Raw genomic sequence first — 24,366 nt, 5'->3', positions numbered from 1 at the left:
AAGCGGATGATTTTCATCATCCGCCCAAATCTATTTTTATATTAAAGAATTACTTTTTCAGCTTAAACGGCTTATTGTAGATCATGCCATTGAATTTATTACCATCGAGCGCTATGCCTGCCGCGTTAGACTCATCAACAGAGAAAGACTTGCGTGCTGTGCTTTGTATTACAGGCGTAGTTGATGTGAAAGCTCCGGTTTTGGCATAAGTTAGAGCACGTGCTAATAAGCCTTCGGTTGGGTCACCAAAGTCTTTAGTCACATCGTCAAAATCTCTGTAACCGGGATAATCTGCAGATGCCGGTGTCATACCTGCATAGTAACCACCTTGCTGGTTTGCATTTTTAGTTTCAAACTCCGGTACATACATCTGGTATTTATTAATATCTATATCGAAGAAACCTACGGGCTTACCGTAGCTTGTAGTACCTATTAATTTTACATCTAATGTTGATATCGCCCTTATGTTATTAATTGTAAGCTCACTTGCCGAAGCGGTTGAACCGGTCACTATGAAGAACACCCTTGTTAGCGTATTTAAAGTAACGGGGATGTTCGTTTTCGTGAAGTTAACCACGTTTCCGTTAACCGAATAATCAAACTGCGCGTAATTGTAAGTGCCGTTAACCGCATCCTTGCGCACTTGGTTCCTGAGTAACGACGCTTTACCGCTGGCCAGCTTATCGTTAAAATAAGTGTAATACATTGGCGTACCCGACTTAGCCGCAGGCGCAATTAAGTTACTTAAATACTCGGCGGTAGATACATAGCCACCACCGTTATAACGTAAATCTACAACCAGGTCTGTAACACCATTGGAAGCAAAACTGCTGAAAGCTTCATTCAACTTAGCATTAGCATTAGCAGGTGAGCTAAAGCTGTTAAATACAATGTAGCCCACTTTATGGTTATTGCCGGCATCAATTGTTTTATAAGTTAACACGGGGTTTAATGTATAGGTAGCTACATTTAAATCGGCAGTCAATGTAGTACCATCAGGTTTCTTTAAGCCCAATGTTATGGTACTGCTGTTTGAGTAAGCGTTGATAACATAGTTAACGTTAGTACCAGCACCGCCGCTACCGGCATCATATGCCAAATTGGTACGGCCATTAATGCTGGTGATCACAAACCCACGTTTAATGCCAGCCAAATCTGCAGGTGACCCGGGGTATACATACCTAATACGCAAATCATTAACATCGTTATATAAAGGAGCAAAACCAAAATCGCCTTTTATACCGTTTAAAGCGGTTGATACGCTACCATCATCAATAAATGAGTATTTAGCGCTACCAGGGGCGGCGGCATAATACTCATAAGGTTTTCCTGTTACCGGGTTTATTTTGTACTGAGAAATCTTATCAACCTCTGCCGAAAGGGCTGCAATGTCTGTACTGCCAGTTACAGCCCGTGGATTAAACGTTGCATAATCTGGCAAACCATCGTACCAGTAATAAGCTTCCTGCGCGTATAAAAACACCGAATCCTTCATCAGATCAAGCGTGGTACCGGTTTTCGATGGAGTGATAGTTGTGCCGCCTGTTCCGCCTGTACCACCAGCGGTGGTGGTGGTTGCTGATTCTTTTTTGCAAGAAGATATGACTGCCGCAGCAAGCATTATTGAAGCGTAAAATATTTTTCGCATAGTTTAATTATATGACAGTTAACGTGTTAGTTTCTATATTTATTATTGTATTATATCAATTACCTCACTATAATCTACACCGGCATTTTCCGCACATTCCCTGTCAGTTTCAGAATTCCCTACCATCATCAGGTCTCTTCTCTCCAACCCGTGGTCTTTCATTAGTAATTCAATAACATCGGTCTCGGGTTTAGCCTTTGTTTCATTTGCAAAATAACAGATAAGATAACCCTCTAACCCATGCCACTCTACCTGCCTCAACTTGTTTAGCTGCATAAGCGGGTCGCCGTTGGTTACTATAAAAAGCTTTTTCCGGTCTAAAACAACATCCTGCAAAAAGGTAAGGATATTCTGATACAAAAGCAATTTTAAGGGCAGCTTTGTCGTAAGTAACAGTTTTTCCAGGTTAGCCCGGTGTTTCTCATCAATACCCAACGTTTGCTTAATTACATTAAATACAGCAATTGGTCCTTTGTCATTATACGTAGCAATCATTAAATCGGTTGTCTGTTTCGCGTCAGATAATTCAGTGTACTCCAATAAATTGGCAAACAAATAATATACCTGGTAATAGTAGTCCTTTTTAGGGTATAGCACATCGTCAAGCTCGAATATAAAAGCCTTTTTACTCGGGTCGATATCGTTATAGGTAATTCCGGCCATCAATGATATTAATATGGTACTCGTTAAATAAAACTTCCGATCTAAGCAGTATCTCCAATTCCTGGCCTTGCAAAAGGTACAAAGCTTCTATCTCCATATCCAGGCTCAGGGTCAGCATTTCATGCGCATAGGTATCTGTTGCGGGGTTGGGCAGTTTGATAATGTTACTGCGCATAAATGCCGGCAGGTCTGCATGGTCGCCTAACAAAACTTCGTTATTAATCAGTTTTCCTTTGAGTTTATGAGCTTCTGCAGCTGTGGCCGAGGTTATTAATATTTTCAATTATATGCTATCTACAATTTTACCATCTTTCATTAATATAGTGCGGTCGGCCATTGCTGCAAGATCTTCGTTGTGGGTAACAATTACAAAGGTCTGGTCAAAATCTTTACGCAACTTTATAAATAACTCGTGCAATTCTAAAGCGTTTACAGAATCAAGGTTCCCGGAAGGTTCATCAGCAAATATCAGTGCCGGGTTATTGATTAGGGCCCTTGCTACCGCCACGCGCTGCTGCTCGCCGCCGGATAACTGCGCCGGTTTGTGCGTAATGCGGTGCCCTAAGCCCAGCATTTCCAATAGTTCTTTGGCGCGTTTTTCTGCCTCGGCTTTAGGTATACCAGCAATAAAAGCCGGCATACAGACATTTTCGATCGCATTAAACTCCACCAGCAAATGGTGAAATTGAAAAATAAAACCAATTTTTTGATTTCGAAACGCGCTTAAATTTTTATTGTTAAGCTTACTTACCTCGACGTCATCAATAAATATTTGCCCCGAATCGGCATTGTCCAATGTACCCAGGATATTTAGCAGTGAACTTTTACCGGCGCCTGATGCTCCCACTATCGTAACGATCTCGCCCTTCTTGACCTCCAGATCGACCCCCTTTAATATACGGAGTTCTCCGTAAGATTTATTTATTGATTGCGCTTTAAGCATGGGCGAATTTAGTTTATTGGTTGTAAAGGTTATAATGTTACAAAGGTTTTAACAGATTTAAGGTTCGTTTACTTACGGTCGTGTTTACTGTAAATAAAGTTATTTTTAACTCTTGTAACATTTACAACAAATCAACTTACAAGTTATTAAACAAAATAGTAGCTTTACCGCAAATTCTTCAAACAACATGAACATTCACGAATATCAGGGCAAAGCGATATTAAAAAGCTTTGGCGTTAGAGTACAGGAAGGCATAGTTGCAGATACACCTGAAGAGGCTGTTGCTGCTGCTCAAAAAATGAAGGAAGACTTTGGGTCGGACTGGACAGTTATAAAAGCACAGATACACGCAGGTGGCCGCGGTAAAGGCGGTGGTGTTAAACTGGCAAAAAATGCTGAACAGGTTAAGGATATTGCAGGCCAGATATTAGGTATGCAATTGGTAACCCCGCAAACCGGCCCCGAGGGTAAACTTGTGAGCAAAGTGTTGGTAGCACAAGATGTTTACTACCCCGGCGAAAGCGAAGTGAAAGAGTTTTATGTAAGCGTATTGCTTGACCGTGCAGCAGGCCGTAACATCATCATGTACTCTACCGAAGGCGGTATGGACATTGAAGAAGTCGCGCACTCAACGCCGGAATTGATCCATAGAGAAGAAATTGACCCTAAGGTTGGCCTGCAGGCTTTCCAGGCACGTAAAATTGCCTTTAACCTGGGTTTATCGGGTGAAGCTTTAAAGGAAATGGTTAAATTCATTACTGCTTTGTATAAAGCCTACGATGCTACCGATTCTTCTCAATTTGAAATTAACCCGGTTTTAAAAACCTCTGATAACAAAATTTTAGCGGTTGATGCTAAGGTAAATATAGATGACAACGCCTTATACCGCCACCCGGATTACGCAGCAATGCGCGATACGGCCGAAGAAGACCCTACCGAGGTTGAAGCGGGCAAATCAAACCTTAACTATGTAAAGCTTGACGGTAACGTTGGCTGTATGGTTAATGGTGCTGGTTTAGCTATGGCTACTATGGATATTATTAAAATAGCCGGTGGCGAGCCTGCTAACTTTTTAGATGTTGGCGGTACGGCTAATGCCCAAACTGTAAAGGCTGGTTTTAACATCATCCTTTCAGATCCAAATGTAAAAGCTATCCTAATCAATATCTTTGGTGGTATTGTACGTTGCGACCGTGTTGCACAAGGCGTTATTGATGCCTATCATGAAATTGGCAATATCCCGGTTCCTATCATCGTTCGTTTACAAGGTACAAACGCTGCTGAAGCTAAAGAACTGATAGATAACTCTGGTTTAAAAGTTTACTCAGCAATCTTATTGAAAGAGGCTGCCGACCGTGTTAAAGATGTGTTAGCACTTTAGTAACCTAAACATAATACTAAGAAGGGGCCTCGTGCCCCTTTTTTTGTGGTTATTTGACAAACCTATTTACCCTATCCCCTGTTCTGAAAAACATATTGTAGTTTAATTGTAAACATCATAATCAAAAATAGATGTTTAAACATTTAATATTTACCTTTGCATCAACAAAACATAAAACACTATGGCAACATTAACTAAATGGGTTTTAGACCCTACCCACTCAGAAGTTCAATTCAAGGTAAAGCACCTGGTAATATCAACTGTAACAGGCTTTTTCAAAACATTTGAAGGCTCATTAACAACAGACAGTGAAGATTTTAACAATGCCGAGATCGAGTTTTCATTAGATGTAAACAGCATTGACACTAACCAGGAGGCACGCGACAGTCACTTGAAATCTGCTGAATTTTTTGATGCAGAAACTTATCCAAAGATAACTTTCAAATCAACCTCTTTTACTAAAGATGGTGACGATTACAAATTAAACGGCGACCTGACCATCAAAGATGTTACTAAACCCGTAACCCTTGATGTAGAACACGGTGGCGTAGCAGGCGATTTTTATGGTAACACCAAAGCTGGCTTTGAAGTTACTGGCAAAATAAACCGTAAAGATTTTGGCTTGGTATGGGATGGCGTAACCGAAGCAGGTTCGGTAGTGTTAGGTTCAGATATTAAACTAAGCATTAACGTACAATTCGCAAAACAAGCGTAAGTAATTTCGAAATTCGAAATTTCGATTTCGGATTTTTGATAATATACCCTAATATTTAATTAAATGCCGGATATAACAATTATTCGGCATTTTTGTATTTAAAATATTCGCGGAAATTTAGAGGTTGTTTCGAAAAATAAATCTGAAATCAAATATCTGAAATCCGAAATATAAACACCATGCTAATACGAATCTACCCCGAAAATCCTAACGAAAAAGCTATTGAACAAGTAGCTGATGTGCTGCGCAAAGGCGGCATCATCATTTACCCTACCGATACGGTTTATGGGTTGGGTTGCGATATCACCAACCAAAAAGCTATAGAGCGGATCTGCAAGATCAGGAACATTAAACCCGAGAAGGCTAACTTCTCCTTTATCTGCTACGATCTGAGCCATATATCAGATTACATCAAGCCGATTGACAATACTACCTTCCGGGTTTTAAAGAAAGCATTGCCGGGGCCGTTCACCTTTATCTTTAACGCCAGCCACGCCGTACCTAAACTGTTAAGCTCCAACAAAAAAACTGTAGGTATCCGTGTGCCCGATAACAATATCGCGCGTGAAATTGTAAAGGTATTGGGCAACCCTATCCTTTCAACTTCTATCAAAGATGATGACGACATTATCGAATACTCTACCGACCCCGAACTGATCTACGAGAAGTATGAAGACCTGGTTGACCTGGTGATTGACGGTGGCTATGGTGACAATGTACCTTCAACAGTAGTCGATTGCACCAACGGCGACTTCGACATCATCCGCGAAGGTAAAGGAGAGCTGGCGGAATATTTATAAATAGTATCTTTGCTGCGCACCTATTCGCTATCGCGTTGATCAACCAAATTAAACAATTTCAGGAATTTATCCGGTCTAATGCCACAGGGGGTAACTTATTGGTTGCCTGTATTTTTGTAGCGTTGATCATCGGCAATAGCAGCCTTAGTTTGCCCTACAACGCGGCACTACAATATCATTTGGGCCCATACCCTACCATTGAGTGGATCAATGACGGTTTAATGGCTATATTTTTTCTGTTGGTTGGTTTAGAGATCAAAGACGAAGCCCTGAACGGCGAACTTTCCAGTCTGCGTTCGGCAACCTTACCGGTATTTGCAGCTGTAGGCGGCATGGTAATACCTGCTTTATTTTACTATATCATTAACCACAACACCCCAACAGCTAAAGGCTGGGGCATACCTATGGCTACAGATATTGCCTTTGTAGTGGCCATTATCAATGTGATCAAAAAAAAGGTGCCGCTGTCCCTGCAGGTGTTTATAAAAGCATTGGCTATTGTAGATGATCTGGGGGCAATTGTAGTTATCGCTATTTTTTATTCGGCCGGCTTACATTCCATATATTTACTTATGGCGGGCTTAACATTTGGGTTGCAGCTCTTGCTAAACCGGTTAGGTGTGCGGCAATTATGGGCCTACCTGGTGCCCGGTGTATTTTTATGGTATTTTGTGCATAATAGCGGTATCCACGCTACAGTTGCCGGGGTGCTAACGGCTATGGCCATTCCATATAAAATTAAAGCAGATTACAGCCCGTTAAAAACGTTGATCCACCGTTTAGAGAACCCTGTTAACTACCTCATCATCCCTATTTTTGCGTTGGCAAATAGTGCTATCAATATAAGCGAAGGGCTTAAAGACGGGAATCATGTAAGTGCCCTATCTGCAGGGATATTGGTAGGGCTTTTAGTAGGTAAACCGGTTGGTATAACCTTGTTTAGCTGGCTGGCGGTTAATATGCGCCTATCGCAATTGGGGCACCGGGTAAAATGGAAACAAGTTTGGGGCATTGGACAATTGGCTGGGATTGGCTTTACCATGTCAATATTTGTAACGCTGCTTTCTTTCGGCAGTACCGAAATTCAAAACCAGGCAAAATTCACTATCCTCATCGCATCGTCAATCGCTGCCTTTGCAGGCTACCTCATCCTTAAAAATATAAAGGTTAAGGCCTGATAGTCTTAACAAATTCGGGTATCTTGTCCATATAATCATCCTGCGCCAGCAGCTTTACGAAGGCGCTACCTACAATGGCGCCGTTTGCATATTCGCAGGCTTTACTGAACGACTTACTGTCTGAAATACCAAAGCCAATAATGGTTGGGTTTTTCAGTTCCATCGCCCTTACGCGCTTATAATAATCTTCGATATTATCTGTCAATTGCAATTTGCCCCCCGTTATAGATGATGACGAAAGCAGGTAGATAAAACTATTGCTCAAGCCATCTATCTTCCGGATGCGTTCTTCTGATGTTTGTGGCGTCACCAAAAAAATGTTGCTCAGTTTGTTATCTTCAAAATAGTTGCGGTAAAGCGTTTCGTACTCGTACATGGGCAGGTCGGGCACAATAACGCCATCAACCCCCACAGCCGCAGCCTGTTTACAAAAGCGTTCTACCCCGTACTGCACAATCACATTTACATAGCCCATTAGTAAAATGGGGATGGTTACCCGCTGCCGTAACGTTTTCAATTCTTCAAATAAAACGTTCAGGGTCATTCCGTTATCTAATGCAGTTTGTGAACTGTGTTGAACGGTGGGCCCGTCGGCAACCGGATCTGAATATGGGAAGCCTACCTCAATAAAATCGGCACCGGCTTTTTCAATGGCCTCGGCAATGTCAACCGTTGTATTCAATTTAGGATAGCCCGCTGTAAAATATATCGATAACAGGTTTTCTTTCTTCGTATTAAAAAGCTGGTTCAGTCGGTTGGTTGGAGCAGTAATGTTGGCCATGTCGTATCATTAAGCAGTTTACCCTTGCTTTGTAACTGCAAAAATATTGTTAATTACTGTCTTTTCCATGTTTATTGTATAACCAATAAATTAGGCAACCACGCTCAATAGGATCCGTAAATGCAGCATTCAAAAGCATCTTTTTATGTAAACCCATTATTTTTATAAAATTCTGATTAACAATATTTTAACACGTTTTTTATTCGAAATATGTAAACTTTTGTAAACCCAAACTTATGTTACCTGACTGCTAATTTGCTTGATAAAAGCTAAACACCTACTTTAGGGCATCCGTCACCTGAATTTAAATTATGGCACCTGGCATACTACTCACCTTTATAATCGGTTATTTTTTGGTTTTACTGGTGATATCGCACCTCACCTCCAAAAAATCGTCAGATAACGAAACTTTCTTTGTGGCCAACCGTAATTCCAAATGGTACCTGGTAGCCTTCGGGATGATAGGTACCGCGTTAAGTGGCGTAACCTTTATATCGGTACCCGGCAAGGTGGGTGCCCCAAGCGGCGATCAGTTTGCTTACTTTCAATTCGTATTGGGTAACGCGGCGGGCTTCCTGATCATAGCCACCGTGTTACTCCCTTTGTATTACCGCCTTAAACTTACTTCCATATACAGCTATATAGAGGGCGCACTGGGTACCTGGAGCTATAAAACAGCGGCGGCTATCTTTTTACTGAGCCGTACCATCGGCTCGGCCTTTCGTTTGTATTTGGTGGTGATCGTTTTGCAGAAATTCATTTTTGACAGCTATCATGTACCATTCGCCGTCACGGTGCTGATTTGTTTGGTGTTGATCTGGTCGTACACTTACAAGGGCGGGTTGAAAACCATCATTATAACCGATAGCCTGCAAACGCTGTTCCTGGTATCATCCGTATTTCTTTCCATCTATTTTATTTGCCGCAGCATGGATATGAGTATTTTCCAGGCAGCCGAAGCGATCAAGGAGAGCAGCTATTCCAAAGTATTTTTCTTTAATGATTTCCTGAGCAGCAAGTTCCACTTTAGCAAGCAGTTTTTGGGCGGGATGTTCATCACCATCGGTATGACCGGCCTTGACCAAGACCTGATGCAGAAGAACCTGAGCTTGAAGAACATTCGTGAAGCGCAAAAGAACATGTTCAGCTTTACGGGAGTATTTGTGGTCATCAACATTTTCTTTTTAAGCGTGGGTGCCCTGCTTTATATTTATGCGCAGCGTTACGGTATCACCGTTGCCAAAACCGATTACCTGTACCCTACCATCGCCCTAAACTATCTGGGCGTTGTACCCGCCATGGTGTTTATGCTAGGCTTAACGGCGGCAACATTCGCCACTACAGATTCGGCACTGACAGCCTTGACAACCTCTTTCTGCGTAGATTTTCTGAACTTTAATAAACGGGCGGATGTGAACAGCGAGAAAATGGTGAACGTCCGCCACTACGTACACATTGCCTTTTCGGGATTAATGTTCCTGACCATCATCCTGTTCAATGCCCTCAATAATGATGCAGTTGTTACGGCCATTTTTAAAGTGGCATCTTACACCTACGGCCCACTGTTAGGTTTGTATAGCTTTGGCTTGTTTGTAAGCAGAAGGCAGGTTAATGATAAGCTGGTGCCGTTCATTTGTTTGATCTCGCCGGCTATCTGTTACTTCCTAAGCACCGAATCAAAAAAATACCTGGGCGGCTACGTGTTTGATAACGAACTCATCATTCTTAACGGTTTCATCACCTTTATTGGCTTGTGGCTTACATCAAGTAAGAAACTTTATGCCACCTCGACAACAGAAGCACCAAAAGTTTACGTATAACTAACAGCCAATTACCAAACTTTAACACGGCAATATTGTAATATTGCTTAATATTTATTTACTTACAAACCCAACCCGATTTTGGGTTTGCCGAACAAAAAAAGAATCATGACTGGTGAAGATAAAATAAGACAAGCATTTGAGAACAAAGACTGGCAGGAAATTAAGGTAACAGACTCTTGGCAGATATTTAAAATAATGGCCGAATTTGTTGATGGCTTCGAGAAACTGGCTAAGATAGGCCCCTGCGTATCCATCTTTGGGTCGGCGCGTACCAAGAATGATAACAAGTTTTACCAACTGGCAGAAGATAGCGCACGTTTACTAACCGAACGTGGCTATGGTGTAATATCCGGCGGTGGGCCGGGTATAATGGAAGCTGCTAATAAAGGTGCTTACGAAGCTGGTGGTAAATCGGTAGGTTTAAACATTGAATTGCCGTTTGAGCAGTTCCATAACAAATACATCGACAGGGATAAGATCCTGGAGTTTGATTACTTCTTTATCCGCAAGGTAATGTTCATGAAATATTCGCAAGGGTTTATAATCCTGCCTGGGGGCTTTGGCACCATGGACGAATCTTTTGAGGCCATCACCCTGATCCAAACCGGTAAAATTGCCCGTTTCCCAATTGTTTTTGTGGGTGTGGATTACTGGAAGGGTTTATTTGAATGGGTAGAAAGCCGGATGCTGAAAGAAGAGCACAACATTAGCCCGGACGACCTAAACCTTTACCGCGTGGTTGATACCGCAGAAGAAGCTGTTGAGCATATCTTCCGTTTCTATGATAAATATGTATTGAAACCGAATTTTTAAACGTTTGGTCGTTATAAAAAAAAGCCCTCCCGATGTTGATCCGGAGGGCTTTTTTTTATCACAGATCCGGGGTTTACTTTCTGATTAGCATAGATACTTTTTGAGAAGCATCCGAGTTGATCATTTCAATCATGTTGGTAATTTCATCCACCAGCTTATCTGGAGAGCCGCTGTAGCCAACGTGTTTAAAGCGGATATTGCCCCCTTTATCAATAATGAATTTAGTAGGGATGCCGTCAACACCAAAAGAGCTTACAACCTTTGATTGCCTGCCATCATCACCCTTCTCATCTATCAGCACATTAAAAGTGTATTTGTTATCAGCAATAAACTTTTTAACACCCGGCAGGTAGTTGTCGCCATTTTCCCAGGTATCAACAAACAGGAATTTAACGTTAGGGTCATTTTTATATTTGTTAACCGCCATTTGCATCCCGGGGAAAGATGCCTTGCAAGGGCCGCACCATGTTGCCCAGAAATCAACTATAACGGTTTTACCTTTTAGGCTGGCCAGGCTTACCGACTTACCATCCATATCTTTTAATGCGAATGCCGGCGCAGGTTTGTTAATCATCTCTTTGGTCAATTCTGCACGCAATTTGTCTTTGACAGAGTTATCTAACGCAGCAAAGTATTCGGCATATCCTTTATCGCTGCCTTTTACTTTAACGTAAGCAACGGCTAAAGCATCCTTTAACCCTTGCGAAGATTTCCCGGCGTTTAATGAACTTTCTGCAACCTTCATGGCTTCAGCATATTTACCCGCTCCGTTTAACATCATAGCATAATGCTCATTGATGTCGGCATCAGCATTTACATTGTGTTCGTAAACAGGTTTTTGTACGACAACAGCTTCCGCAAACTTACCTTCTTTAAAAAGGATGAACGCATAAGTATCAGCAAACATATCATAGGTTGATTGTGCAGCTTTTTTGGCTTTAGCCGGGGTGCTTAAAAACAAGCTGCCAGAAGCAGGATTGTCTATCTGCGTTTGCACTAAAACCAATGACTGTTTTGATAAACGTTCTGCTTCCGGCAAACGTTCTCCTTTTTCTGCCCATTTCCAGGCAACGCTGTTTAGATATGATGAGAGGTTGGTTTTGTCTGTCAACATTGCCGCCTGTTGTTCATATTGAGGGAGCATACCCTTATTTAAATAGGCACCGGCCACTTGTAAGCGCATCCCGTTCTCTACCGTTTTCTTTGCAGTAGTATCAGGATATTTAGCCAGATAAATTTTCAGAACAGAATCTTTTTTATTGGGATCTGCCTGCTTATAAAACTCGGTCATCATTTCTGATCTTGCCAGCAATCCGTTAGGGTATTTAGATTTGATCACTGCGGTCAATGAATCTACATGCGCTTTATTTTTACCACGTGCTAACAAGTTATTGGCCAATACCAGGTCTTCTTCTTTATTGCTTTTCTCCAGCATGGCTATCTTCTGATTTAACAAAGCCATACTTTCTGCATTTTTAGGGTCGTTCAGAAAAAAGTAGTAATTACTTTGAAATTCCTTTTCGCTTGCAGGGTACATGGCAAACTCTTTTTTATAAAGGTCGGCAGTTAACGGCTTATCGGCTTTAATTTTAGCAATATAGTTACCCATACCTGAGCTTATTAAATAAGCTTCGGTAGCGTAAGCGCCCGGCACCGGTTTCTTATCTTTGTATACTGTGTACATATAGCCTTTACCGTCGTTATCGTCAACGTTTTCGCCCTCGCTAAACTTTACAACAAATGCCTTTGTGGTTGCCGGAAGGGTAAACTCGCCTTTTAGCGCTTTGCCGTCACCCTTCAGATTAATGTCCGCCGCCGGGTAAAGCTTATTATCCAAAAAATATACGATTGCTTCCGGCTTTTTACCTGCCAAAACCGTATTCGACGGATCGTAGGTAAATGTGACCTTCTCGCCCGGTGCAGGCATTGTGCTTGACAGTTTGAGTGGTTCTGTAGATTGTGCAAAGGAGTTTTGCATTAGCAACACACACGGCATCGCTAAGATAAGTTTAAGTGTTTTCATGGTGAACTAAATTTTTAGTCAATTTAAGAATATATTTTTTAATTAACCAGATATTATTTTGTGAATTTGCCTGAATATTAAAAAATTTAATTGTTTATTTACGCTAATGGACACCCTAACCCAACCTAAAAAGAAGGCTGCCTTAAGCTTCATTTTTGTGACCTTGTTAATTGATGTAATAGGTTTAGCTATCATTATCCCGGTTTTTCCGAAACTGATCGAAAAGCTGATCCATGGTAACATCAGCGAGGCATCCCGTTATTCGGGTTTACTGCTTGTAGCTTACGCGGTAATGCAATTCCTGTTTTCGCCGGTTATTGGCAACCTGAGCGATAAATACGGCCGCAGGCCGGTTCTATTATTTTCGTTATTAGGTTTTGGGATCGATTATCTTTTCCTTGCTTTTGCGCCCACCATTGGCTGGTTGTTTTTAGGCCGCGTAATAGCAGGCATCACCGGCGCAAGTTTTACTACCGCATCTGCCTACATCGCTGATGTAAGCGAACCCGAAAAACGCGCGCAAAATTTTGGGATGATTGGTGTAGCCTTCGGTCTGGGCTTCATTATAGGGCCGGTAATAGGCGGCATATTAGGCAAATATGATACCCACTACCCTTTTTACGCCGCAGCCGCATTGGCGCTTTTAAACGCAGCCTACGGCTTCTTTATCCTGCCCGAATCTTTAGATAAAGAACACCGCCGCGATTTCGACTGGAAACGCGCTAACCCATTAGGAAGCTTAATGCAATTAAAGAAATACCCGCAGGTTATCGGGCTGGCGGTTTGCCTGTTCATCGTTTACTTTGCCGCACACGCGGTACAAAGCGTATGGACGTTTTATACGATGGAGAAATTCAAATGGAGCGAAGATGTTGTGGGCTATTCCCTGGGCTTTATTGGTTTGACTATAGCGATTGTTCAGGGCGGACTAATCAGGGTAGTGATACCTAAATTAGGGCAGCAACGTAGTATATGGGTAGGTTTGCTATTTTACGCAGTGGGGATGCTGTTATTTGGGCTGGCCAGCCAGGGGTGGATGATGTTTGCTTTTATGGTGCCCTATGCTTTAGGTGGCATCTGTGGCCCTGCCTTACAAGGTGTAATGAGTAACGAAGTTCCCAAAAATGAACAGGGCGAGTTACAAGGCGGACTGACGAGCTTGATGAGCCTTAGCTCAATTTTCGGCCCCTGGTTCATGACTTATACCTTCTATTATTTCACCAGCCCCAAGGCTCCTTTTTTATTACCGGGCGCCCCCTATTTTGTAGCCGCCACATTGATGCTGATAGGTGCAATATTGGCCGTACGAAGTTTTAAAAAACAAGCGGCTTAAAACTATTATTACAAGCATCTGTATAATATACCGCATGGATGCTAATTACACTATATGGATCAACCCAAACAGCACGGCAAGGCGGCGTTAGGCTTTATTTTTGTTACAGTTTTTATTGATACGCTTGGTTTGGGAATCATTATTCCTATCATACCTAAATTATTAGAGCAGTTGGCCCATGTGGATATCAGCATGGCGAGCCAGTACAGCGGCTATCTTACTTTTACCTACGCTACCATGCAATTCCTGTTCTCGCCGGTTTTAGGTAACCTTAGCGACCGGTATGGTAGGCGGCCTATCCTTCTTTTTTCTCTCTTGGGATTCGGTATCGACTATATGTTCATGGCCTTTGCCCCAACCATTTTATGGCTATTTGTAGGACGTTTTATTGCAGGTATAGCCGGGGCCAGCACCACAACTGCTACCGCTTACATTTCCGACGTAAGCAGTGGCGACAAGCGCGCCGCTAACTTTGGGTTAATAGGTGCCGCAACAGGCTTGGGTTTTATTTTAGGTATCGGAATGGGTGGATTCTTAGGCGATATCTATATCAAATTACCCTTTATAGTTGCAGCAGGACTTGCATTTATAAACGCGATATATGGCTTCTTTATCCTGCCCGAATCGCTGGATATGAAAAACCGCCGCCGCTTTGATTGGAAACGTTCTAATCCGGTAGGTTCTCTATTACGTTTACGGAAGTACTCGACAGCGGTAAGTACACTGATAACAGCATATACCATTGTTTATATTGGCCAGAAAGCTGTAGAGAGTACCTTGCCCTTTTACCTGATAGAAAAATTTAAGTGGACGGGCTCGAGCATCAGCGCTTTAGGAATGTTCCTGGGTTTACTTATTGTGGGTATCCAGGGCTTTTTTGTACGCTGGACCATCCCTAAATTCGGGCTGCGGAAAAACATCATGGCAGGCATCGCCTTTTACGGCATAGGCCTTATATTGATCGCTTTTAACAACACCGGTTGGCTAATGTATGCGTTTATGATCCCCTATTGTTTAGGCGGCATTGGCGGTACGGCGATGCAGGGCTTTATATCCGAACATGTGAGCCCTAAAGAGCAAGGAGAACTGCAAGGTGCTTTAACAAGTTTGGTAAGTGTTACGACCATAATCGGCCCGTTGATTATGACTACCTTATTCCATCACTTTACCACATCAAAAGAAAGCCCGGTCTATTTCCCGGGTGCGCCATTTTTAATGGGTGCTATTTTGATGATGATAAGTATTGCGCTGACAATCCGCAGCTTTAAGAAAAAGGAACCGCCAAAGCTTATTCCAACCCACTAACCCCGCCGGAGATAACAAACTTCATGGCCTCGGCGGCAGTAATATCGATTGATTTCACTTTGTCGGCAGATACGATAACTACCTGCCCCGCAAACGAATAGGAATACGGAAAATACACGGCAACATCGACGGGTAAACCGATGGCTTTCATATCCTTTTGTACCAGGAAGCCAATTTTTTTCAGTCCGAATTCATTTACCTCAACAATCACCGGCTCGTTGAATTTTTTCTCATCCCCCACGAAAGCTTCCGTCAAATCTTTGATGGATGAGTAGAGGAATTTAAAGATCGGCAGCCGGTTAAGCCAGCGGTGAAACCAACCTTTTATCGGGTCGGTAATTACGCTGGTAACTAAAATACCCGATATCAGGATGATCACAATTACATTCACTATGCCCAAACCGGGAATGTGCATAGGTTTACCGGTAGTTGGATTAACCAAAAAAAAATCGCTGATGTTCAGCGCGTTATCTATACTCGATACGGCCCAAAAGATAAGGAAGAAAGCAGCACCCAATGGCACCACCACCAGCATCCCTTTAATAAAATAATTAAGCAGCGCGCGGAATAACCTTTTCATTTCTATTCGTAAAAGTACACTCTTTTAACCCGCTCCGAAACATTTGTTAATATTTCATATGGGATGGTACCTATTTGCTGTGCCAGTTCCTCTATCCGCAACTGGTCGTTAAATACAATTACTTCGTCGCCCTCCTTTACTTCGGCAGCGCTCACGTCAAGCATGCACATATCCATAGATACATTGCCCACTGTGGGTACCAGCACACCATTTACCAGCATTTTACCTACGCCATTGCCAAAGGCTCGGCGGTAACCATCAGCATAGCCTATGCGTACTGTAGCAATTTGCCCATCGGTTTTGAGGCTGCCATTGCGATTATAACCAATTGTTTCTGATGCCAAAACCTTTTTAACCTGCGATACGGTGGTTTTAAGCGTTGCGATAGGCCGCAGACTGGTATCATCCGGCGAAACCGCCGCATCTACCCCGTATAAACCGATGCCTAAACGTACCATATCGTACTGGGCATTTGGCCACCTAACGATGCCCGATGTATTACTAACATGTTTGATAACGTAGTAGCCAAGGGTATCTTCTATTTGGGCACAGGCCTTTTCAAAAATGCCGATCTGCTTCAACGTAAACAAGTCATGCTGCTCTGCATCGCTTGCCGCCAGGTGCGAATAAACAGATTGCACACGCATATAATTGTTTACCGCCAACAGATCACAAAGCGCTTCTACTTCAAAGTCTTCGAAGCCCACCCGATGCATACCGCTATCTATTTTGATATGTACCGGGTACTCGGCAATATCATTTTCCTGAGCAAATTTTACAAATTCATCCAGTAAATTAAAACTATATATAACTGGTTCTAACTTATTGTATATCAATTTATCGTAAGCCAATGGCTCGGGGTTTAAAACCATAATAGGTAAGCTGATACCCGATTCCCGGAGTTCGATACCCTCATCTGTATAAGCCACCGCGAGGTAGTCTACTTTATTATATTGCAGGATATTAGCTACCTCAAAACTACCGCTCCCGTACGAGAAAGCCTTTACCATCGCCATCAGCTTAACACCGGGATTAAGCCTCGCTTTATAATAGTTGAGGTTACTTAAAAGGGTGTTGAGGTTAATTTCCATCACCGTTTCGTGCGCTTTCTGTACCAGCGCCCTGCTTACCTTTTCAAATTCAAAACTACGGGAGCCTTTGATCAGGATAGTTTCCTGGTGTAAATGCAGTTTCCCCAAGTCTTTTATCAGAGCTGCCGTATCATCATAAAAGTGGATCTCAGGCAAATCGAAGTAAGCTTTGTTTGCCTGCAAAGCCGCGCCTACGCCGATAAATCTCTCTACCTGCTTATCTTTGATCATTTGCGCGACCTGCTTGTAAAGCGCTTCCTCTTCTAAACCCGACTGATAAATATCCGACAGGATCAAGGTTTTTTTATGGTGCTGATTCTGTTGATCAAGAAAATTCAGCGCGATCTCTAACGATTGGATATCCGAGTTGTAAGAGTCGTCGATCACCGAGCAATCGTTGATACCTGTTTTTAATTCCAACCGCATACTCACGGCGGTGAGCCGCTCTATCCTATCGTCGGCATCAGCGGCGCTGTAACCCATGGCCAGCATGGTTGCCCAACATACGATGGCGTTTTCGACAGAAGCCCCGTCCCTAAATGGGATCAGGCATTCTATTTCCTTTTGGTTATAAACGGCACGCAAATAATACTTACCTGAGATGGTCGTCTCGCTGAACACATACAGATCGGCCAGGTTAAACTTGCGGCTCCACGTAAAGCATTCGTGGCTTTTCAGTTCCTCTGCATGGTCTTTAAGCTGGTCGTAGTTGTATATGATTTGTTTGCAATTTTTAAACAGCTTTAGCTTTTCGTCGATCTTTTGTTCGCGGCCTTCGAAACCTTCATCATGGGCGGTGCCAATATGTGTTAATATCCCTATAGTTGGTTGTACGATAGTTTCCAGTTTTTCCATTTCATCAGGAACAGAGATACCTGCCTCGAAAATACCGAGCGTGTGGGTGTCATTCATTTGCCAAACTGAAATAGGCACGCCAATTTGCGAATTATAACTTTTTGGGTTACGTACAATGTTATTTTCGGGGCACATCAACTGGTAAAGCCACTCTTTAACAATGGTTTTACCATTGCTGCCCGTAATACCGATCACCGGGATGTTAAACTGATTGCGGTGATGCGCCGATAAAGCCTGCAAAGCAGCGAGTACATTATCAACCACCAGGAAGTTAGCATCGGGCATGATCGTGTCCGGTTGATGGCTCACTACAAAATTGCGGATACCCGCTGCGTAAGCATCAACGATGAACTGGTGGCCGTCGCGCCGGTTATTCAATGCAAAAAACAAGGATGCAGCCGGATTAATGATCCGCCGGCTATCCGTAACCAGGATGCTAACGGTGGTATTTGCAGCCACATCACCAACAGCATCGATCACCCGCTTTACATCATTTATGGTATAGGTAGATTGCATAATACGAATTTGCTTATATTTCTGCTAATTGAAGAATTTTAACGTATTTTGATTTTGATGGATACGCCTAAACCGATCAAGATAACCGATGAAAAAGTTGGCCTAAAAAAGGCAGAGAACTATTGCGCCTACCAGGAACGTTCGCAGCAGGAGGTGCGTGATAAATTATATGAATGGGGCTTGTGGACAGCGGCAGTGGAGAACATCATCAGCCGATTGGTGGAAGAAAATTATTTAAACGAAGAACGATTTGCCAAAGCTTATGTGCGGGGCAAATTTAACCAGAAACATTGGGGCAAGATCAAGATAAAACAAGGCCTGCAATTAAAAAAAGTATCGGCACCGCTTATAAAAAAAGCATTATTGACCATTGACCTGGACGACTATATGGCGGTATTGGCCCGAATTATAGAAAAAAAGGCTAATACCGTTACCGAAAAGAACGCACGGAAAAGGACCTATAAATTACAACAGTACGCTTTAGGCCGTGGTTTTGAACCCGAACTTACCGCAGAGGTTTTGAAAAACAGTGAGTTATAAAAAACTTTAAAAAAGTTTTGATTTTCCCTTGCAGAACATTCATTTCTGTCTATATTTGCACTCCCGCAAACAACATGTGCGAAAGCTTTAAAGTTTAAAGGAAAATACCAATGCGAAAGTAGCTCAGTTGGTAGAGCACGACCTTGCCAAGGTCGGGGTCGCGAGTTCGAATCTCGTCTTTCGCTCAAATCCCTCTCTCATACAGAGGGATTTATTGTTAAAAGGTTAATCACCTGCTCAGATGGTGGAACTGGTAGACACGCAGGACTTAAAATCCTGTTCCCGTTAAAGGAGTGCGGGTTCGATTCCCGCTCTGAGTACAAAAGTCCGATGCATGTCCGCATCGGGCTTTTTTGTTTTGAATTCGAGTCATACCAATTACCCACCATCATTTAACACTAAATTTAAATTGCGATCTTAATTTTGCCAGTAATATTTGCGCTTGTAAACAACATGGAAAGAAGATCGGTATTAAAAAATATTGGCGGGCTACTATTAGCCCCAGCAATGACACTCCCGGCAATTGCGGCAGACAGAAGATCTGTTTTGCGGATAGCGCACTTAACGGATGTCCATTTAAAAAACAAGTTCGACGCGCCTAAGCGGTTTGAACGGTGCCTGCATCATGTACAAAAACAATCGCCCAAAGTGGAGTTGATCTTGAACGGCGGTGACATCGTTTTTGATATGAATAAGGAAAATCTGTCTATCATAGATGAGCAATGGAAACTGATGAAAGGCATAATGGCCAGCGAATGCAGCATTCCGGTTAACTACTGCCTTGGCAACCACGATATATGGTGGAACGAGAATGATAAAGGGCAGGCGCTTTACGGTAAAATATATTCGATGGATCAGCTACAACTCTCCAGGCCATACTACAGTATGCAAAAGAACGGCTGGAAGATCATCATTTTAGACAGTGTTCACCTGGATGTAGATGGCACCTGGTATATTGGCAAACTTGGCGAGGAGCAGTTTAACTGGCTTGAGCAGGAACTAAAAAGCGCCGGCAGCACTACCCCTGTCCTCATCCTATCGCATATACCGATACTTACCGCTACAAACTTGATCGAAGATAACATTGTAAACAAATGGACAATGTACGGCGGCGATATGCATACCGACACCTCAAAAATAATCAAGTTGTTTTACCAACACCCTAATGTAAAGCTTTGCCTGAGCGGTCACATCCACCTGCGCGAGAAACTGGTTTATAACAACGTTACCTATATATGTGACGGGGCTGTATCCGGTGCGTGGTGGGAAGGCAACCGGCGTGAAACCGCACCGGGCTATGGGCTCATTGACCTATACTCCGATGGTAGTTTTGAGGAGCGGTATATAAACTATTAAAAAATAAAAAGTCCGGTGCATGTGCACCGGACTTTTTTATGTGCTGGTTGATCAGTTTTAACTGGGGTCAAACTCCACCATCCACTCTATCCCATATTTATCCCTAAACATTCCAAAATAGGTACCCCAGGGGCTATCACTAATAGGGAACTCAACTCCACCACCAGCAGAAAGACCGTTAAACAAGTGGTTTGCTTCCTCTTTGCTATCGGCAGAGATTACAATTTTGCTCCGGTTCTCGTTTTCGTTTGTTGGGCCCATCGCTTCCGGGACATCGTTTGCCATCAGCATACTTCCGTTACCTATCGGCAAGGCAATGTGCATGACCTTGTTTTCTTCGTGTTTGGCTACCGGGAACTCGTCGTTTGCAAGGTCTTTGAAGCGGATAACTTTGGCAAACTCGCCGCCAAATACCGATTTGTAAAAGGTGAATGCTTCTTCGGCATTTCCGTTGAAGTTGACATGTGGATTAATTGCTGGCATAATTTTATTTTTTTATTGGTTGATTTAAATAAAAACGAAAGCTACTACTTTTCAGATACAATTATTTAAGATTTCAGCGCGCCAACGTATTTGTAATGGTTTACCTGCAGGCCGGCTGGTGTGCTTATCGTGCTCACATATTCCAATTCGCGTGCATCGTACTCTTCTGAAAACAGGCGTCTGCCCCTGCCCAGCAACACTGGGTAAGTAACTAACACAACGTCGTCTACCAAGCCCCCTGCAAGCAGCACCGAGGTAATGGTCGAGCTGCCCCAGATGATTAGGTCAGGGCCGTCGGTTGCTTTTAAATCGCGGATTCCGGCTATCACATCTTCGCCCAGTTTACCGTAAGGCCCCCACTGCAAACTGTCGGGATGATGCGTCGCTACGTATTTGGTTGCGGCATTGATGGCTTTAGCCATCGGGAAATTGCCGGCAGTTGGCCAATAGGCTGACCATAAATCGTAAGTGGTTCGGCCAAGAAGGAGATCAAAGTTGATACCGTATGAATCAAGTAAGGCGGCGGCCCCGCCCGGGCTCCGGTATGGTGCCGTCCAGGCGCCGTATTCGTAATCGCCATCATGCTCAATCACGCCATCCAGCGAGATATGTTCAAAGATCCTGATCTTTCTCATTTTGCTTAGTTCGATGTTTAATCAAAGGTAGTCCCAACAACTCAACTACGTGCGGTGCGTTTATGACAATTAGAGGGTGTTTTGCGACTTGGAGGGATTACCCCTCGTTACCCCAACACCCCTACCGTCAACCCAATAATATCATCAAACACCGCGCGCTCGGATGTTGATTTTGCGGTTACCTGGATGCCTTTTACGGTGTTGAATAGGAAACGGGCCAGTGCACGGGCATCCTGAGGGTTGGTGATCTCGCCACGCTCCTGCCCTGTTTTGATCACCCGGTAAAACGCGTCCTCAGTATTTTGGTCGTTCTTTTGGATCATATCGCTTACTTCCTTATCGTGCAGACCCACTTCAACTTCGGCGTTTACCATAAAACAGCCCTTCTGGCACGTGTCGTTCAATAAACCGTCAATAAAAAATTCTAACAAGGCCCGGATAATTTCCTTTGAAGATCCATCACCCGCTATAATCTGCGCAAACTGCCCTGAGTTAGCGCACTGGTAACTCTCCAGTGCCTTTAAAAACAAAGTGTGCTTGTCGCCATAGGTATCATATAAGCTGGAGCGGCTGATGCCCAGCTCGTCTACCAGGTCCTGCATAGAAGTGGCACTATACCCTTTAAGCCAAAACAGGTTTACCGCTTTGGTCAGCACTTCGGTTTCATCAAAATCTTTGGTTCTTGCCATAACAGAAATAGCTTTGCTTAATATTAAGCAAAGCTATTCATTTTTAAATAGTTCTTAAAAAGCGTAGATTATCTTACGCCGCCACCTGCCAGCAGGGTTTCGTTGGTTAACCAGCGCGAATCTTCCGATGCCAGGAAAACAGCTATCAAAGCAATATCATCCGGCTGACCGATCCTACCCAAAGGTGTGGTCTTAACAGCCTCATGATGGAAATCGCTGCCGATAAAACCGGCGGTATGCGTACCTTCTGTTTCGACCATACCCGGGTTAATCGAATTTACCCTGATGTTTTTAGGGCCAAGCTCTTTAGCCAATACGTGGGTGATGGCATCAACGGCGCCTTTTGTAGCGCTGTAAACTGCACTGCCTACCGGGGTAATAGCACTCACTACAGAACCTATATTGATAATGCTGCCGCCATTAGGGTTAAAGTTTGCAACGGCCGCTTGTGTGGTTAATAACAAACCAAGCACATTGGTATCAAACTGTTTGTGAAAATGCTCTTCGGTTATCTGATCGATGGGGCCAAATTCATACACGCCTGCATTGTTCACCAAAATGTCTGTCGGGCCAAATGCTTTGTTGGTTTCATCAAATAAACGCGCTACGTCGGCTGTGATGGATACACTGGCCTGTACGGCAATGGCTTTACCGCCTGCTGCTACGATCTCTTCAACCACTTTATCGGCACCTGCTTTAGATGATGAATAATTTACCACAACCGATGCACCTGCTGCTGCCAGATTTTTTGCTATACCCGCGCCGATACCTTTAGAGGCACCTGTTACTACTGCTACTTTGTTTTCTAACTTTTTCATTTTTGAGAGCGACTATTTTTTTATTTTGGAATAATCGTTCCGCAAATGTACATCAATAATGGAACAAACGTTCCGTTATTTTACAATTTCATTTTGTAATGACAATACGCGCGGTTAGCGCCCCGTTAATCCAGGTAATCGGGCGGAAAAAATTCCTGCCCATATTTGTTGCCGATCTCTTTCATTTTGGCAGCCAGTTCCGGGCTAATCTGCGGTGGTGGCAAAAAGGTTCCTGCCGCAACAGGCTGGCCAATCTCTTCAAACATTTCGTCCATCCCTGCAGGGGTAACTGTACAGATGATGCGCGCCAGGTTTTCTGATCTGTTCTTAAAACTATGCACCATCCCCCCAAATGGAATATCTATATAATCGCCTTTTTGGGCGGTGTAAGTTAGATCTTTACTTTTCACCTCTATTTCGCCATCAACTATATAAAACGACTCATTGATATCTTTGTGCGCATGAGGGCCCGGCCCACCGTTAGGCGGCACCAGCATTTCTATCACCGCAAAGGCGCCGTTTGTTTGTTTACCGCTGATCAACACGCGATAATTACCGCCCATTACAGAAAAGCTTTCGCTATCCTGCGCGGTAGTTACAATTAGTTTATGAGTTGGGTTTTCCATAAGTGTGGGATCTTTAAAAGCACAAGGGCTTAAATGTGATTTTGTTTGGTAACTAATATTTTTGATACAATCCGCCGATATTCTAAATGCCTATAATTTAGTTTAAGGCTTTTTAGCTGTGATACGCTTAAACCGTTTAGTAAACCCGAGCAAATTACAACCGCATTAAACCTTAAGCCGTAACTTAATCAAACCCAAAGCACATGCCACCTCCCGCCATCATTGCAACCATCGTCAAAATTGAAAAACGCTCTGTTGAATGGAAGGCCGCAATGGGTTGAATATTTTGAGAGTATCGTTAGGGCTTGTGTTCATTTGGTTCGGGATTTTGAAATTCTTTCCAGGTATCAGCGCAGCCGAGACCATCGCCGGCAAAACTATCCTTAAACTCACCTTCGGCTATGTAAAACCGGCTTTTTCATTACCATTTTTGGCGATATGGGAATGCACCATCGGCTTAGGTTTGATTACCAAACGCTGGTTAAGCTTAACTTTGCTTTTATTGTACCTGCAAATGGTGGGCACTTTTTGCCGCTTGTTTTTTTCCCTGCAGAAACGTTTAATCACTCAATATTCATCCCTACGCTTTTAGGGCAATATATTATCAAAAATATCGTGCTCATGTCTGGCGGTATTGTTATTGGTGCTACCGTTCGCGGCGGCTTATTGACGGCTAAACCAAGCCCCAAACTTAGATACAGTGGTTTTAAAAATATCCTGTCACGTGATACATTGCTATCAAAACAGCCCAATGAAGCCATTTAGGCTGGT

General features: G+C 43.1%; 24 protein-coding genes and 2 tRNA genes. 13 read left to right on the top strand and 13 right to left on the bottom strand.

All coding sequences use genetic code 11. The annotated features are described in order from the left end of the window. Positions 1 to 49: 49 nt before the first annotated feature. Genes IDJ76_RS02835 through IDJ76_RS02820 form a run of 4 tightly spaced genes read right to left on the bottom strand, consistent with a single transcriptional unit; the run spans position 50 to position 3,254 of the window. A complete protein-coding gene (locus IDJ76_RS02835) occupies positions 50 to 1,648 on the bottom strand; it encodes a S41 family peptidase (RefSeq protein ID WP_191160510.1) in 1,599 nt (532 codons plus the stop codon). Between the two features lie 42 nt (positions 1,649 to 1,690). Next, positions 1,691 to 2,311 carry an HAD family hydrolase gene (locus tag IDJ76_RS02830; RefSeq protein WP_191160508.1) on the bottom strand — a complete coding sequence of 207 codons (621 nt, stop codon included), beginning with the start codon at positions 2,309 to 2,311 and terminating at the stop codon, positions 1,691 to 1,693. After that, the gene (locus IDJ76_RS02825) at positions 2,292 to 2,594 is read right to left on the bottom strand and encodes a hypothetical protein (RefSeq protein ID WP_191160506.1); all 303 of its coding nucleotides are present in this window, start codon (positions 2,592 to 2,594) and stop codon (positions 2,292 to 2,294) included. Before IDJ76_RS02825 ends, IDJ76_RS02830 begins: the two co-directional genes overlap by 20 nt. Next, positions 2,595 to 3,254, bottom strand: a complete 660-nt coding sequence (locus tag IDJ76_RS02820) for an ABC transporter ATP-binding protein (protein WP_191160504.1) — start codon at positions 3,252 to 3,254, stop codon at positions 2,595 to 2,597. 145 nt (positions 3,255 to 3,399) lie between these two features. Between IDJ76_RS02820 and sucC the strand changes: the two genes are divergently transcribed. The 4 genes from sucC (at position 3,400) to nhaA (ending at position 7,328) form a co-directional block, all read left to right on the top strand. Beyond that, a complete protein-coding gene (sucC, locus tag IDJ76_RS02815) occupies positions 3,400 to 4,635 on the top strand; it encodes an ADP-forming succinate--CoA ligase subunit beta (RefSeq protein ID WP_394367919.1) in 1,236 nt (411 codons plus the stop codon). A 181-nt stretch (positions 4,636 to 4,816) separates the two neighbouring features. Beyond that, positions 4,817 to 5,350, top strand: coding sequence for a YceI family protein (locus IDJ76_RS02810; protein ID WP_191160500.1), 534 nt, complete (start codon positions 4,817 to 4,819; stop codon positions 5,348 to 5,350). Positions 5,351 to 5,529: 179 nt separating this feature from the next. Beyond that, a complete protein-coding gene (locus IDJ76_RS02805; protein ID WP_191160498.1) occupies positions 5,530 to 6,150 on the top strand; it encodes an L-threonylcarbamoyladenylate synthase in 621 nt (206 codons plus the stop codon). Positions 6,151 to 6,185: 35 nt separating this feature from the next. Next, positions 6,186 to 7,328 (top strand): Na+/H+ antiporter NhaA, encoded by a 1,143-nt coding sequence (gene nhaA / locus IDJ76_RS02800; RefSeq protein ID WP_224746163.1) that lies wholly within the window; start codon positions 6,186 to 6,188, stop codon positions 7,326 to 7,328. Here the strand turns inward: nhaA and trpA are convergent. Next, the gene (gene trpA, locus IDJ76_RS02795) at positions 7,318 to 8,109 is read right to left on the bottom strand and encodes a tryptophan synthase subunit alpha (RefSeq protein WP_191160496.1); all 792 of its coding nucleotides are present in this window, start codon (positions 8,107 to 8,109) and stop codon (positions 7,318 to 7,320) included. The two genes, nhaA and trpA, sit on opposite strands and share 11 nt — an antisense overlap. A 311-nt stretch (positions 8,110 to 8,420) precedes the next feature. On the opposite strand from trpA, the gene IDJ76_RS02790 reads away from it, so the two are divergent. Together IDJ76_RS02790 and IDJ76_RS02785 are read left to right on the top strand one after the other, a co-directional pair. Then, positions 8,421 to 9,929: a sodium:solute symporter gene (locus IDJ76_RS02790; protein WP_191160494.1), complete on the top strand. Its 1,509-nt coding sequence runs from the start codon at positions 8,421 to 8,423 to the stop codon at positions 9,927 to 9,929. Positions 9,930 to 10,037: 108 nt separating this feature from the next. After that, positions 10,038 to 10,745, top strand: coding sequence for an LOG family protein (locus tag IDJ76_RS02785; protein ID WP_191160492.1), 708 nt, complete (start codon positions 10,038 to 10,040; stop codon positions 10,743 to 10,745). A 73-nt stretch (positions 10,746 to 10,818) separates the two neighbouring features. On the opposite strand, the gene IDJ76_RS02780 is transcribed toward IDJ76_RS02785, so the two are convergent. Then, positions 10,819 to 12,768 carry a TlpA disulfide reductase family protein gene (locus IDJ76_RS02780; protein ID WP_191160490.1) on the bottom strand — a complete coding sequence of 650 codons (1,950 nt, stop codon included), beginning with the start codon at positions 12,766 to 12,768 and terminating at the stop codon, positions 10,819 to 10,821. Positions 12,769 to 12,874: 106 nt separating this feature from the next. On the opposite strand from IDJ76_RS02780, the gene IDJ76_RS02775 reads away from it, so the two are divergent. Both IDJ76_RS02775 and IDJ76_RS02770 read left to right on the top strand, forming a co-directional pair. Beyond that, a complete protein-coding gene (locus tag IDJ76_RS02775; RefSeq protein WP_191160488.1) occupies positions 12,875 to 14,101 on the top strand; it encodes a TCR/Tet family MFS transporter in 1,227 nt (408 codons plus the stop codon). A gap of 54 nt (positions 14,102 to 14,155) precedes the next feature. Further along, positions 14,156 to 15,406, top strand: coding sequence for a TCR/Tet family MFS transporter (locus IDJ76_RS02770; protein ID WP_191160486.1), 1,251 nt, complete (start codon positions 14,156 to 14,158; stop codon positions 15,404 to 15,406). Here IDJ76_RS02770 and IDJ76_RS02765 read toward each other — a convergent pair. Further along, complete coding sequence (locus tag IDJ76_RS02765) at positions 15,390 to 15,986, bottom strand: DUF502 domain-containing protein (RefSeq protein WP_191160484.1); 597 nt, start codon at positions 15,984 to 15,986, stop codon at positions 15,390 to 15,392. The two genes, IDJ76_RS02770 and IDJ76_RS02765, sit on opposite strands and share 17 nt — an antisense overlap. 2 nt (positions 15,987 to 15,988) lie before the next feature. Beyond that, a complete protein-coding gene (locus IDJ76_RS02760) occupies positions 15,989 to 18,448 on the bottom strand; it encodes a bifunctional UDP-N-acetylmuramoyl-tripeptide:D-alanyl-D-alanine ligase/alanine racemase (RefSeq protein ID WP_224746162.1) in 2,460 nt (819 codons plus the stop codon). Between the two features lie 57 nt (positions 18,449 to 18,505). On the opposite strand from IDJ76_RS02760, the gene IDJ76_RS02755 reads away from it, so the two are divergent. The 4 genes from IDJ76_RS02755 to IDJ76_RS02740 all read left to right on the top strand — a co-directional run bounded on the left by IDJ76_RS02755 (position 18,506) and on the right by IDJ76_RS02740 (position 20,344). After that, positions 18,506 to 18,988 (top strand): regulatory protein RecX, encoded by a 483-nt coding sequence (locus tag IDJ76_RS02755; protein WP_191160482.1) that lies wholly within the window; start codon positions 18,506 to 18,508, stop codon positions 18,986 to 18,988. A 112-nt stretch (positions 18,989 to 19,100) separates the two neighbouring features. Beyond that, positions 19,101 to 19,173 (top strand) — tRNA-Gly (locus IDJ76_RS02750). 50 nt (positions 19,174 to 19,223) lie between these two features. Further along, a tRNA-Leu gene (locus IDJ76_RS02745) sits at positions 19,224 to 19,308 on the top strand. 133 nt (positions 19,309 to 19,441) lie between these two features. After that, positions 19,442 to 20,344, top strand: coding sequence for a metallophosphoesterase family protein (locus IDJ76_RS02740; protein ID WP_191160480.1), 903 nt, complete (start codon positions 19,442 to 19,444; stop codon positions 20,342 to 20,344). Positions 20,345 to 20,401: 57 nt separating this feature from the next. On the opposite strand, the gene IDJ76_RS02735 is transcribed toward IDJ76_RS02740, so the two are convergent. The 5 genes from IDJ76_RS02735 to IDJ76_RS02715 form a co-directional block, all read right to left on the bottom strand. After that, entirely contained in the window at positions 20,402 to 20,827 is a 426-nt protein-coding gene (locus IDJ76_RS02735) for a VOC family protein (RefSeq protein ID WP_191160478.1), read from the bottom strand. A 65-nt stretch (positions 20,828 to 20,892) separates the two neighbouring features. Then, positions 20,893 to 21,462, bottom strand: coding sequence for a dihydrofolate reductase family protein (locus IDJ76_RS02730; RefSeq protein ID WP_191160476.1), 570 nt, complete (start codon positions 21,460 to 21,462; stop codon positions 20,893 to 20,895). Between the two features lie 107 nt (positions 21,463 to 21,569). After that, the gene (locus tag IDJ76_RS02725) at positions 21,570 to 22,151 is read right to left on the bottom strand and encodes a TetR/AcrR family transcriptional regulator (protein ID WP_191160475.1); all 582 of its coding nucleotides are present in this window, start codon (positions 22,149 to 22,151) and stop codon (positions 21,570 to 21,572) included. A gap of 68 nt (positions 22,152 to 22,219) precedes the next feature. Beyond that, positions 22,220 to 22,969, bottom strand: coding sequence for a glucose 1-dehydrogenase (locus IDJ76_RS02720; RefSeq protein ID WP_191160473.1), 750 nt, complete (start codon positions 22,967 to 22,969; stop codon positions 22,220 to 22,222). A gap of 125 nt (positions 22,970 to 23,094) precedes the next feature. After that, complete coding sequence (locus IDJ76_RS02715) at positions 23,095 to 23,595, bottom strand: cupin domain-containing protein (RefSeq protein ID WP_191160471.1); 501 nt, start codon at positions 23,593 to 23,595, stop codon at positions 23,095 to 23,097. A gap of 438 nt (positions 23,596 to 24,033) precedes the next feature. On the opposite strand from IDJ76_RS02715, the gene IDJ76_RS02710 reads away from it, so the two are divergent. Next, on the top strand, positions 24,034 to 24,360 hold the full coding sequence (locus tag IDJ76_RS02710; RefSeq protein ID WP_191160468.1) for a hypothetical protein: 327 nt from the start codon (positions 24,034 to 24,036) through the stop codon (positions 24,358 to 24,360). Positions 24,361 to 24,366: the final 6 nt, after the last annotated feature.

The sequence above is a fragment of the Mucilaginibacter glaciei genome, assembly GCF_014773245.1.
Taxonomy (GTDB): domain Bacteria; phylum Bacteroidota; class Bacteroidia; order Sphingobacteriales; family Sphingobacteriaceae; genus Mucilaginibacter; species Mucilaginibacter glaciei.
The sequence above is the reverse complement of the archived record's forward strand: the minus strand, read 5'-3'. Positions and strand labels throughout refer to the sequence as shown.